We start from the raw sequence: 11847 nt of genomic DNA on the forward strand, positions 1-11847 counted from the left end.
ATTACTGCTCCTCGCAGGCGGGGAAGGTCTGGAAGGCGATACGGCGCTCAACGGGATAGACTTCCCGCCCGGTCAGTTCGCGGATCAGCACCGAGTTGCGGTAGCACGCCATGCCGAGGTCCGGGGTGACAAAGCCGTGGGTATGCAGCTCTGCGTTCTGCACAAACACCTGATTGTTGCGGTCGATACTGTAGTTACGCTGCACGTCGTAGCGGCCTTTATCATCCCAGCGCAGCCGCTGGGCGATCCCCTCAATAAACTGCGGCGGCTGATAGTGATAGCCAGTCGCCATGACGATGCCCTCGCTGCGGCGCGTGTAGCTGCGGTCCTGCTCCTGCTGATGCAGCGTTAGCTCAAATTCGCCCTGCGGCAGCCAGCGCAGAGCGGTGAGGGCCGAGTGGGTAAACAGATTGACGTCAAGCGCACCGTCCAGCTGCTTAACGTACATCAGGTCATAAATCGCGTTAATCAGCTCGCTGTTGATGCCTTTATAGAGGTTCTTATGCTGGGCGTTGAGGCTATCGCGCTTCTCCGCAGGCAGCTGGTGGAAGTAATCCACCCACTCCGGCGAGGTCATCTCCAGCGTCAGCTTGCTGTACTCCAGCGGGTAGAAGCGCGGGGCGCGGGTCACCCAGTTGAGCTGGTAGCCAAATTTATCGATGTCGCCAAGCAGGTCATAGTAGATCTCCGCCGCGCTCTGGCCGCTGCCGAGTACGGTAATCGAACGCTTCTGCTGCAGCTGGGCTTTGTTCACCAGGTACTGGCTGGAGTGCGTCAGGCGCTGCTGATGCGGCTTGCTGCACTCCGGTAGCCAGGCCTGCGGGCCGGTGCCCAACACCAGGCGGCGCGTCAGCCACTGCTGGCGCTCCCCGCTGCGGCTGTCGTGGCTGCGCACGCGGTAGCACTGCAGCGGCTCATCCCAGCTGACGTCATCAACCCGGCTGTTCCAGCGCAGATTAGTCAGCTGACCGGCGGCCCACTGGCAGTACAGGTTGTACTCTTTGCGCATCAGGAAGAAATCTTCGCGGATGTAAAATGAGTAAATCTTGCCCTGCTGCTTCATGTAGTTGAGCAGGCTGAAGCGGCTGGTGGGGTCAGCCAGCGTGACCAGGTCGGCCATAAACGGCGTCTGCAGATGCGCGCTCTCCAGCATCATGCCGGTGTGCCAGTCGAAGCCGGGATTCTGATCGAGGAAGAGGCCATCGAGATCCTCCAGCGGCTCGGTCAGGCAGGCAAGGCTGAGGTTGAACGGTCCGATGCCAATGCCGATAAAATCGTAAATTTTACTCATGATGCTGGCCTCCTGTGCGCGGCTGGCTGAGCAGCTCGCGCCCGTAATGAACGATAAGCGCGAGGGTATCCTGCAGGTCAGCGAGGGTGGTATTGGGGTTGAGCAGGGTGATTTTCAGATACTGACGGCCATCCACTTTGGTTCCGGCGACCACGGCATTGCCCGAGCGGAACAGCGCCTTGCGCACCCCGGTATTCAGCTCATCGAGCTGCGCATCGCTGTAGCCTGCTTTCGGCACCAGACGAAACACCTGAGTGGTCAGTTCGGGGGCGTGCAGCACCTCCATCACCGGGTGATCGCGCAGCAGCTGGTGCGCCTGCTGACAGCGCTCCAGCAGGCCGTCAAATGCGCTGCCGAGCGTTTCTGCGCCCATAATGCGCAGCGTCAGCCACATTTTCAGCGCGTCGAAGCGGCGGGTGGTTTGAATGCTTTTATTCACCAGATTTGGCGTGCCTTCCTGCTGCGCGCTGAGCGGGTTCAGGTAGTCGGCGTGATGCGTGACGTGGCGCAGATGGCGTTTATCGCGCACCATGAAGGCGCCACAGCTGACGGTCTGGAAGAAGGATTTGTGATAATCCACCGTCACCGAGTCCGCCAGTTCAATGCCCTCCAGCCGCTCGCGGTGCAGGTTTGACACCAGCAGCCCGCAGCCGTAGGCGGCGTCGACGTGCATCCATAGCCCGTAGCGGCGGCTGAGTGCGGCAATGGCGGGCAGGGGATCGATACTGCCAAAATCGGTGGTGCCGCTGGTGGCGACCACGGCAATCGGGATTAATCCCTGCTGCAGACAGGCTTCAATCTCGCGCTGCAGCTCCCCGGCATCCATACGGAACTTGTCATCGTGCGCCACTGGGATCACCGCGTCGTAGCCTAATCCCAGCAGCGCTGCGGATTTTTGAATGCTGAAGTGGCTGAGGCCGGAAGTGAAAATGCGCCATTTACTGGCGTCGGCAGGCAGCCCGTTCTGCTTGATGGTGCGCCCGGGATGGCTGCGTTCGTAACCGCTGTCACGCGCCAGCAGCATCGCCATCAGGTTTGACTGCGTGCCGCCGCTGGTGAAGATGCCGTCGGCGCTGGCGGGCAGGCCACAGCGTTTCAGCGTCCAGTCGATCACCTTCTGCTCGATCAGCGTGGCGCCTGCGCTCTGGTCCCAGGTATCCACCGAGCTGTTCACGGCGGCCATCAGCTGTTCGGCCAGCAGGGAAGGGAGCACCACCGGACAGTTGAGGTGGGCAATGTATTTGGGATGGTGGAACCACACGGCGTCCTTAAGCCACAGCTGCTGGAGTTCAGCCAGCGCAGACTCCTCGTCAGCCAGTGGCCGGTCAAGGTCGACGCTGGCGAACGCCGGTGCCAGCTCATGCGGCAGGATGCCGCTAAAGGGTTTTTCTACATTGTGCAAGGTACTGGCAATCAGCGCGACTGCCCGCTCCGTCTGGCGGGAGTACGCTTGCAGCTGCGCATCATTGAAAATGAATTTTTCCGCGGGCAGAGATGGCGCCTCTGACTGTGCGGTTTGCGAACGAAAGACCATACCCGTCACCTTATTTTTTGCGTAAGAAGCCCAGCCGTCATATTTTCCTGACAGCACGATCCGCCTGACGCGCTGCGTCAGTTCAGTATGTTTAATGTTTTTTGCCGGTTACTGTTTTCCGGTCAATAGGTTAAAGCGTGGGTTTTAGCGATGTGAGGTAATAAAACTCCTTTCAGTAGGGTTTAAATCGCTGTTAATGCCGTAGTAAAAGTGTGAATGAGATTATAAATAGTAATTATTATCATTCAATAGGATTAATGTGACAAAGATTGCATAAGCAAAGCTAATATCATGAGTGTGATCTGCATCACAAAAAAGAGGTTTTATAGGTGAAAAATATTCTGCAAGAGGAGATAAAAGGGAAAGCTGGCGGCAGGATTGCCGGAAGAAAAGTGAGAAAAGATTGGGCCTGAGCGGCCCAATCCTGTTGCGGATTACTCGACGCGCAGTACGCGGCTGGTATTGGTGGTGCCAGTGGTGCTCATCACATCACCCTGAGTGACGATGACAAGATCGCCCGACATCAGGAAACCTTTTTCACGCAGCAGGTTAATGGCGTCGTGCGCTGCCGCTACGCCATCATTGTTGCTGTCAAAGAACACAGGCGTCACGCCGCGATAGAGCGCGGTCAGGTTCAGCGTGCGCTCGTGGCGCGACATGGCGAAGATCGGCAGGCCGGAGGTGATACGCGAGGTCATCAGTGCGGTACGACCGGATTCGGTCATAGTGATAATTGCGGTAACGCCCTGCAGATGGTTGGCGGCATACATCGCCGACATGGCAATGGCTTCTTCGATGTTGTCGAACTGCACGTCAAGGCGGTGCTTGGAGACGTTGATGCTGGGGATTTTCTCCGCGCCCAGGCACACTTTCGCCATTGCTGAAACGGTTTCCGCCGGATACTGTCCCGCTGCGGTTTCGGCCGACAGCATCACGGCATCGGTGCCGTCCAGTACGGCGTTCGCCACGTCCATCACCTCTGCACGGGTAGGCATTGGGTTAGTGATCATCGATTCCATCATCTGGGTCGCGGTGATCACGGAGCGGTTGAGCTGGCGCGCACGACGGATCAGCGCTTTCTGAATACCGACCAGTTCCGGATCGCCGATTTCAACCCCCAGATCGCCCCTGGCGACCATGACCACATCAGAGGCGAGAATGATGTCATCCATCGCTTCCTGGCTGGCAACGGCTTCGGCACGCTCAACTTTGGAGACGATTTTCGCTTCGCAGCCCGCTTCACGCGCCAGGCGGCGCGCATAGTTCAGGTCTTCTCCGCAGCGCGGGAAGGAGACGGCAAGGTAATCAACGCCGATTTTGGCTGCGGTCAGAATGTCAGCCTTATCTTTTTCCGTCAGCGCTTCAGCAGACAGGCCGCCGCCGAGCTTGTTGATGCCTTTATTATTAGAAAGCGGGCCGCCAACGGTCACTTCGGTAAACACCTTCATGCCCTGGACTTCCAGCACTTTCAGCTGCACGCGACCATCATCCAGTAGCAGAATATCCCCTGGAACCACGTCAGCCGGCAGGCCTTTATAGTCAATACCGACTTTTTCACGGTCGCCTTCACCTTTACCGAGGCTGGCATCCAGCAGGAAGCGTTCGCCGATATTCAGGAACACTTTGCCCTCTTTGAAGGTTGAAACACGAATTTTAGGGCCCTGAAGGTCACCCAGAATCGCCACATGCCGCCCCAGCTTAGCCGCAATTTCACGCACTTTATCTGCACGCATCTGGTGATCTTCTGCTGTGCCATGTGAGAAGTTCAGACGAACGACATTAGCGCCCGCCGCGATGACTTTTTCAAGGTTGTTATCGCGATCGGTGGCGGGCCCCAAAGTGGTTACGATCTTGGTTCTTCTGAGACGTCTTGACATGTATAACTCCGTTGACTTTGAGTGTGGTGTTGCGGGAGCAAGCACTACTTAGGCTGTATCTCTAGTTATATGATATGGGCCAGATGAATTCGACCCTTTACCGTCGTTACTGATTAAAAAACGGTTAATTACTGGCGCGTCAGAGCAGAAATCAGGCTCTCTTTCTCGAAGCGTGAATCCTTGAGGGCTTCTTTCACCCGCTTCAGGTTATCGCGAAATTTCGCCCCGCGCCGCAGGGTGAAACCGGTGGCCAGAACGTCAATCAGGGTGAGCTGCGCCAGTCTGGAAACCATTGGCATATAGATATCGGTGTCTTCGGGAACGTCCAGCGTCAGAGCCAGTGTGGCCTCGCGGGCAAGTGGCGAGCCGGGAGAGGTGATAGCCAGCACGGTGGCATCATTTTCACGGGCCAGCATTGCCAGTTCGACCATACTTTTGGTGCGCCCGGTATGGGAGATCAGCACCATCACATCGCCTTCACCGCTGTTCATACAGCTCATGCGCTGCATCACAATATCATCTGAATAGATGACGGGGACATTGAAGCGAAAAAATTTATTCATCGCATCGTGCGCGACAGCGGCGGATGCGCCCAGGCCAAAAAAGGCGATTTTCTTCGACTGGGTGAGCAGATCGACCGCGCGATTGACGGCATTAACGTCCAGACTCTGTTTCACCCGGTCGAGACCGGCCATCGCCGATTCGAAAATTTTGCCGGAATAGGACTCGACGCTGTCATCCTGTTCAACATTACGGCTGACATAGGGCGTGCCGATTGCCAGGCTTTGAGCCAGCTGGAGTTTAAAATCTGGAAAACCGTTGGCATCCAGACGGTGGCAGAAGCGATTAACCGTCGGTTCGCTGACGCCGGCAGCACGTGCCAGCAGCGCAATGCTGGAGTGCATCGCGGTGGCCGGGGAGGCGAGGATCACTTCTGCCACCTTGCGTTCGGATTTGCTCAAATTTTCCAGTTGTAACTGAATTTTTTCCAGCATATTCATATTGCTACCCGCTCATACATTCTGACGATTTCAATCAAAGGAGAAATCGATGTCATTTTGTAGAGAATATACAATGCGCTACAGGCCCGGTGGCAGTAGCATAACGACAATACTTTACATTTTTTGCCAGAGTTTGAGCTGTGTCTGATTTTCACAACTGTAATAACAGTAACAAAAATGTCGAAAAATTACGCACAAACTGAGTGCCACCCCCTGAGGTTTGTCACTAAATTAGGCATTGGTTGAATACATTGTGCCTGAGTGCGTCCGGCTGGTTTACGCGGACCGGGCAAAAGCAGTACATTGTATTGAAACAAAATTACAATAAGAGTCTGTCTGACTACGGAATTTTAGGGACAGGCTAATCCTGCAACGAGGAGAATGAAATGGCGGTTACACAAACAGCCCAGGCATGCGATCTGGTCATTTTCGGTGCCAAAGGCGACCTTGCACGCCGGAAACTGTTGCCCTCACTGTACCAATTAGAAAAAGCCGGTCAGATCCATGAGGACTCCCGCATCATCGGCGTTGGCCGCGCTGAGTGGGATAAAGCAGCCTATACCAAGGTGGTGCGTGAAGCGCTGGAAACCTTCATGAAGGAGAAAATCGACGAAGCGCTGTGGGATAAGCTCAGCAACCGCCTCGATTTCTGCAACCTGGATGTGAACGACAGCAGTCATTTCCCCCGCCTCGGTAAGATGCTGGACCAGAAAAAACGCGTCACTATCAACTATTTCGCTATGCCACCAAGCACTTTCGGCGCGATCTGTAAAGGGCTGGGCACTGCCAAGCTGAATGCGCACCCGGCGCGCGTAGTGATGGAAAAACCGCTGGGCACTTCGCTGGCGACCTCGCAGGAAATTAACGATCAGGTCGGTGAGTACTTCGACGAGAGCCAGGTTTTCCGTATCGACCACTACCTCGGTAAAGAGACGGTGCTTAACCTGCTGGCGCTGCGTTTTGCTAACTCGCTGTTTGCTTCCAACTGGGATAACCGCACCATCGACCACGTGCAGATTACCGTGGCCGAAGAAGTGGGAATCGAAGGCCGCTGGGGTTACTTTGACCAGGCTGGCCAGATGCGCGATATGATCCAGAACCACCTGCTGCAGGTTCTGACCATGGTGGCGATGTCACCGCCGGCGGACCTCTCTGCCGACCGTATCCGCGATGAAAAAGTGAAAGTGCTGCGCTCCCTGCGCCGTATTGACCACACCAACGTGCGTGAAAAAACCGTGCGTGGCCAATACACGTCCGGCTTCGTGCAGGGCAAAAAAGTGCCTGGCTACCTGGAAGAAGAGGGAGCGAACAAAACCAGCACCACGGAAAGCTTCGTCTCTATCCGCGTGGATATCGACGACTGGCGCTGGGCGGGCGTGCCGTTCTACCTGCGTACCGGTAAGCGTCTGCCGACCAAATGTTCTGAAGTGGTGGTCTACTTCAAGAATCCGGCGCTGAACCTGTTCAAAGATACCTGGCAGGAGCTGCCGCAGAACAAACTGACCATTCGCCTGCAGCCGGATGAAGGCATGGATATTCAGATCCTGAATAAAGTGCCAGGCCTGGACCACAAGCACAACCTGCAGACTACCAAGCTGGATCTGAGCTTCTCAGAAACCTTCAACCAGTCGCACCTGGCAGATGCCTATGAACGCCTGCTGCTGGAAACCATGCGCGGTATTCAGGCACTGTTCGTGCGCCGTGATGAAGTGGAAGAGGCGTGGAAGTGGGTCGACTCGATTATGGATGCCTGGGCTGCCGATAAAGAAGCGCCTAAGCCTTATCAGGCGGGCACCTGGGGGCCGGTGGCTTCCGTCGCGATGATCACCCGCGATGGTCGCTCATGGAATGAATTCGAGTAGTTCATGCCCGAACAGTAAAACCCGCTACGGCGGGTTTTTTTATGGTCAAAATTCAGATTCATTAAAAATGAACCTCCATTTTAAAAATGATCAGGTGGCATAGACGCCTGCGGGCTTTCTCCTGTATGGTAGAGCACGCAATCATATTCCTGACGCTGTAGGCGTCACTTTTGCCTGCAACGCTCCGCCAGGACGGAAGGCAGGCCCGACAGGAGAAGGTCACAGATGAGTCACTGGAAAACAAGCGCAGAACAGATCCTCACCACCGGCCCGGTCGTTCCGGTTATCGTAGTCAACAAGCTGGAGCACGCGGTACCGATGGCGAAAGCGCTGGTGGCGGGCGGCGTGCGCGTGCTGGAAGTGACGCTGCGTACTCCCTGTGCGATGGATGCCCTGAAAGCGATGGTGCGTGAAGTGCCGGAGGCGATTGTCGGTGCAGGGACGGTGTTAAACGCTCAGCAGCTGCAGGAAGTGACCGATGCTGGCGCGCAGTTTATTATCAGCCCGGGGCTGACTGAACCGCTGCTGAAGGCGGCCGTTGCCGGCTCTGTGCCGCTGATCCCCGGCATCAGTACCGTGTCTGAGCTGATGACCGGTCTTGATTATGGCCTGCGCGAATTTAAGTTCTTCCCGGCGGAAGCTAACGGCGGCGTGAAAGCCCTGCAGGCGATTGGCGGCCCGTTCCCGCAGGTGCGTTTCTGCCCGACGGGCGGGATCTCCCCGGCAAACTATCGCGACTATCTGGCGCTGAAAAGCGTGCTCTGCATCGGTGGTTCCTGGCTGGTGCCCGCCGACGCGCTGGAAGCAGGGGATTATGAGCGTATTACCCAGCTGGCGCGCGAAGCGGTGGCGGGCGCACGTTAAGCGAGCGAAGATGAAAAAAGGGCGCTGATATCAGCGCCCTGAGTTTTACCGCCTGCCAATTACCCGCTGACTTTAACCTGAGCAGCCGCTGCGACGGCACGCTGTACCGCATCATCAATATCATGACCGGTGGCCAGCGCCACGCCCAGCCGACGCTTACCCTGAATTTCCGGCTTGCCAAACAGGCGCAGCTGTAAACCCGCCCCGAGTGCTGCTGACAGATTGCCAAACTGCACGTTAGTGCTGTCCAGTTCTGGCAGGATCACTGCCGATGCCGCCGGGCCGTACTGACGAATGCCGCCAACGGGCAGGCCAAGGAAGGCACGCACGTGCAGCGCGAACTCGGAAACATCCTGCGAAATCAGCGTGACCATTCCGGTATCGTGCGGGCGCGGGGAGACTTCGCTAAACACCACCTCATCACCACAGACAAACAGCTCCACGCCAAACAGGCCGCGACCGCCAAGGGCGGTAACCACTTTCTGCGCAATATCCTGCGCGCGCTGCAGAGCCAGTTCGCTCATCTGCTGCGGCTGCCAGGATTCGCGGTAGTCGCCATCTTCCTGACGGTGGCCGATGGGCGCACAGAAGTGGATACCGTCAACCGCATTAATGGTCAGCAGCGTAATTTCAAAATCAAACTTCACCACGCCTTCAACGATGACGCGGCCCGCGCCGGCACGGCCACCCTGCTGGGCATATTCCCAGGCGGCATCCAGCTGCGAGGCTGTGCGAATAAAGCTTTGACCTTTGCCGGATGAGCTCATGACGGGCTTGACGATGCACGGGAAGCCAATCTCATCAGCCGCTGCGAGAAAGGCTTCACGGCTGTCGGCGAACTGGTAGGTTGAGGTAGGCAGCGCCAGCTCTTCTGCCGCCAGGCGGCGGATACCTTCGCGATTCATGGTCAGCTTCGCCGCGCGGGCGGTGGGCACCACGTGCTGGCCCTGTTTTTCCAGCTCGATCAGCATATCGGTGGCAATCGCTTCGATTTCCGGCACCACAAAGTCCGGTTTCTCCTGGGCGACCAGCGCAGCCAGCGCGGCGCCGTCCAGCATGTTGATAACATGACTGCGGTGCGCAACGTGCATTGCCGGGGCATCTGCGTAACGGTCAACGGCGATAACTTCCACGCCCAGACGCTGGCACTCCAGCGCCACCTCTTTGCCCAGTTCACCAGATCCTAACAGCATTACGCGGGTTGCTGCAGGGCGCAGCGCGGTTCCAAGAGTCGTCATAATCTCTACCTGAATGGATTAAAAAAACGCGCGCAGTATAAACGAAAACGTTTGCGTATTCATCCGGCAGTTTGCACTTGAGTCAAAAAAGCGCCGCTGCTATACTGTATAAAAATACAGTTAAACGGGACGAAAATCATGGCTGTTGAGATCAAATACGTTGTCGTCAGAAAAGGTGAGGAAAAGATGACATTTGCCAGCAAGAAAGAAGCCGATGCCTACGACAAGATGCTCGACATGGCGGAAGTGTTCTCTGACTGGCTGAGCGCCAGCCCGCTGGAGATAGACGAGCAGCAGGGCGAGGCGCTTGGCCTCTACCTGGCCGAGAATAAAGATGCGCTGCAGCAGATCCTGCGCACCGGCAAGCTGCCGGAAGAGAGCAGCGCGGCCGACGGCAGCGAAGACGCCGCCGAAGGCAAACTGCGCGCGGTTTAACCTGCCCTGTAGGGGTCAGGCATGCCTGACCCTGGCCCCTGGCCCCTGGCCCCTGACCCCTGGGGACGCATGCTTCAACCCTACAGTACGCCACGCAGGGCATTCATTGCCGCTGCTGCCGTAGCAAACGGATCGGCCGCCTTACGCCGATCGTTAAACACCTCCAGTCCTATTGGCCCGCGGTAGTCAATCTTCTGCAAATGGCCCAGTAAATCCTCCAGCGGATAATGGCCCTCTCCCGGCAGCAGGCGCTGATGACGGGCGACATCAACCAGACTGCCATCTTCCGGCTGCTTGTCGAGGTCGGAGAGCTGCACCAGATAAATTTTGTCTGCCGGAATACCCGCCAAATCTTCAACGCTGCGCTGGCGCACAAATATATGAAAGGCATCAACGACCAGCCCCAGGTTGGGCGCATCGATGCGCTTCACCAGCTGCCAGGCGGCGGCGGTGTTATTGATCTGCTGGCTCCAGGCCATCGCTTCATATGCCACGCGTAATCCCCGCCCGGCGGCCTGCGCCACCAGCCAGCGCAGATCGTCTTCCACCCGTTCAGCCTGGCAGCGCGCATGGGTTGAGGCGGGAACCAGTACGGTAGATGCCCCCAGCTGCTGTGCCGTGGTCATCATCCGCAGGGCTTCCTGGCGCTTGCTGTCGCGCAGATCGTCCGGCGCGCCGTCAAAGTCCAGCAGAACCTGGTAATCGGTCAGACCAAGCGAGCGCGAACGGCATAACGCCGTCAGACTTTCCACGCCACCTTCTGCTGCCTCAACATCCTGCTGCCACAATTCAACCTGAGCGAAACCTGCCCGGGCAGCGGCTGCAAGCTTTTCCTGCGGGTTGCCCCCTAACAGTACGGTATTGATAAAGAGTGGATTGGTTGAAAATCTCATGTGGCTCCTTAAGCTGTTTTCCCCTGGCCTTTTAAAATAGGAACAAATTACCGTCTCCACCAGCAGGGGAACGGTAACAAACAGTGAAAATTTTAGCGCCTTTTCATGCTTTGACGTTTCCTGACGCGGGGTCACCTATTGTGGTGTTTTCTGGCAATGAAGGAGTGAGTATGAGCAACTGGCTGCAACAGATTCAGACGGTATTAGGCAAAGCGGGTAAATCGTCCGGTGGTGAAGGCCTGAGCAAGATGCTGGCGCCCGGGGCACTCGGCGGGCTGGCTGGATTACTGATTGCCAGTAAGTCATCGCGTGGATTGCTGGCTAAATACGGTAAAAATGCGCTAATCATTGGCGGCAGCGCCGCCGCAGGTGCCGTGCTGTGGAATAAATATAAGCAGCGCGTCAGCGAAACGCATCAGGATGAGCCGCAGTTCGGCCAGCAGAGCACGCCGGTCGATCGCCGCGCTGAACGACTGATTGAAGCGCTGGTGTTCGCGGCAAAAAGCGACGGGCATATTGATGCAGAAGAGCGCAAAGCCATCGATCAGCATATTCACCAGTCGGGATTGGGCACGCAGGCCGAGCAGATTGTTCAGCGCGCCATCGACCGGCCACTGGACCCGAATACGCTGGCTGCGGATGTGAAAAATGAAGAGGAAGCGCTGGAAGTCTATTTCCTCAGCAATCTGGTGATCGACGTCGACCACTTTATGGAGCGCAGCTACCTGCAGGCGCTGGGCGATGCGTTGAAAATCCCCGCCGACGTGCGGCAGTCGATTGAAACGGATATCCGCGCCGAAAAACAAAAACTTCCTGCCTGAACCTGAAGGCGGTGAAGTTATCGCCTTTCAG

10 protein-coding genes are annotated in these 11847 nt (G+C 56.8%); 4 read left to right on the forward strand and 6 right to left on the reverse strand.

Going from position 1 to position 11847, the window contains the following annotated elements; genetic code table 11:
- Position 1: 1 nt before the first annotated feature.
- The 4 genes from QLG07_RS05660 to QLG07_RS05675 form a co-directional block, all read right to left on the reverse strand.
- Complete coding sequence (locus tag QLG07_RS05660; protein WP_282468741.1) at positions 2–1294, reverse strand: lysine N(6)-hydroxylase/L-ornithine N(5)-oxygenase family protein; 1293 nt, start codon at positions 1292–1294, stop codon at positions 2–4.
- Entirely contained in the window at positions 1284–2825 is a 1542-nt protein-coding gene (locus QLG07_RS05665) for an aspartate aminotransferase family protein (RefSeq protein WP_048915835.1), read from the reverse strand. Before QLG07_RS05665 ends, QLG07_RS05660 begins: the two co-directional genes overlap by 11 nt.
- Positions 2826–3259: 434 nt before the next feature.
- Entirely contained in the window at positions 3260–4702 is a 1443-nt protein-coding gene (pyk, locus tag QLG07_RS05670) for a pyruvate kinase (protein ID WP_048915836.1), read from the reverse strand.
- Between the two features lie 128 nt (positions 4703–4830).
- Positions 4831–5703, reverse strand: coding sequence for a MurR/RpiR family transcriptional regulator (locus tag QLG07_RS05675; protein WP_282468721.1), 873 nt, complete (start codon positions 5701–5703; stop codon positions 4831–4833).
- A gap of 386 nt (positions 5704–6089) precedes the next feature.
- On the opposite strand from QLG07_RS05675, the gene zwf reads away from it, so the two are divergent.
- Positions 6090–7565: a glucose-6-phosphate dehydrogenase gene (gene zwf, locus QLG07_RS05680; RefSeq protein WP_048915838.1), complete on the forward strand. Its 1476-nt coding sequence runs from the start codon at positions 6090–6092 to the stop codon at positions 7563–7565.
- A 225-nt stretch (positions 7566–7790) separates the two neighbouring features.
- The gene (locus QLG07_RS05685; RefSeq protein WP_048915839.1) at positions 7791–8429 is read left to right on the forward strand and encodes a bifunctional 4-hydroxy-2-oxoglutarate aldolase/2-dehydro-3-deoxy-phosphogluconate aldolase; all 639 of its coding nucleotides are present in this window, start codon (positions 7791–7793) and stop codon (positions 8427–8429) included.
- 59 nt (positions 8430–8488) lie between these two features.
- Here the strand turns inward: QLG07_RS05685 and purT are convergent, their stop codons facing one another.
- Positions 8489–9667, reverse strand: coding sequence for a formate-dependent phosphoribosylglycinamide formyltransferase (gene purT / locus QLG07_RS05690; protein ID WP_282468722.1), 1179 nt, complete (start codon positions 9665–9667; stop codon positions 8489–8491).
- 138 nt (positions 9668–9805) lie between these two features.
- Here purT and QLG07_RS05695 point away from each other — a divergent pair, with 138 nt between their 5' ends.
- Entirely contained in the window at positions 9806–10102 is a 297-nt protein-coding gene (locus QLG07_RS05695) for a YebG family protein (RefSeq protein ID WP_099755035.1), read from the forward strand.
- An 80-nt stretch (positions 10103–10182) separates the two neighbouring features.
- Here QLG07_RS05695 and QLG07_RS05700 read toward each other — a convergent pair whose 3' ends face one another.
- Positions 10183–10995, reverse strand: coding sequence for a sugar phosphate isomerase/epimerase family protein (locus tag QLG07_RS05700; RefSeq protein WP_282468723.1), 813 nt, complete (start codon positions 10993–10995; stop codon positions 10183–10185).
- Positions 10996–11165: 170 nt separating this feature from the next.
- Between QLG07_RS05700 and QLG07_RS05705 the strand changes: the two genes are divergently transcribed.
- Positions 11166–11816 carry a DUF533 domain-containing protein gene (locus QLG07_RS05705; RefSeq protein ID WP_048915843.1) on the forward strand — a complete coding sequence of 217 codons (651 nt, stop codon included), beginning with the start codon at positions 11166–11168 and terminating at the stop codon, positions 11814–11816.
- The last annotated feature ends 31 nt before the right edge of the window (positions 11817–11847 follow it).

It is taken from the genome of Erwinia sp. V90_4, from assembly GCF_029967685.1.
GTDB lineage: Bacteria > Pseudomonadota > Gammaproteobacteria > Enterobacterales > Enterobacteriaceae > Erwinia > Erwinia aphidicola.

Bases quoted from the DNA above. Each gene is read 5' to 3' on its own strand.
- QLG07_RS05665 (WP_048915835.1), bottom strand. From the start codon at position 2,825: ATGGTCTTTCGTTCGCAAACCGCACAGTCAGAGGCGCCATCTCTGCCC.
- pyk (WP_048915836.1), bottom strand. From the start codon at position 4,702: ATGTCAAGACGTCTCAGAAGAACCAAGATCGTAACCACTTTGGGGCCC.
- QLG07_RS05675 (WP_282468721.1), bottom strand. From the start codon at position 5,703: ATGAATATGCTGGAAAAAATTCAGTTACAACTGGAAAATTTGAGCAAA.
- zwf (WP_048915838.1), top strand. From the start codon at position 6,090: ATGGCGGTTACACAAACAGCCCAGGCATGCGATCTGGTCATTTTCGGT.
- QLG07_RS05685 (WP_048915839.1), top strand. From the start codon at position 7,791: ATGAGTCACTGGAAAACAAGCGCAGAACAGATCCTCACCACCGGCCCG.
- purT (WP_282468722.1), bottom strand. From the start codon at position 9,667: ATGACGACTCTTGGAACCGCGCTGCGCCCTGCAGCAACCCGCGTAATG.
- QLG07_RS05695 (WP_099755035.1), top strand. From the start codon at position 9,806: ATGGCTGTTGAGATCAAATACGTTGTCGTCAGAAAAGGTGAGGAAAAG.
- QLG07_RS05700 (WP_282468723.1), bottom strand. From the start codon at position 10,995: ATGAGATTTTCAACCAATCCACTCTTTATCAATACCGTACTGTTAGGG.
- QLG07_RS05705 (WP_048915843.1), top strand. From the start codon at position 11,166: ATGAGCAACTGGCTGCAACAGATTCAGACGGTATTAGGCAAAGCGGGT.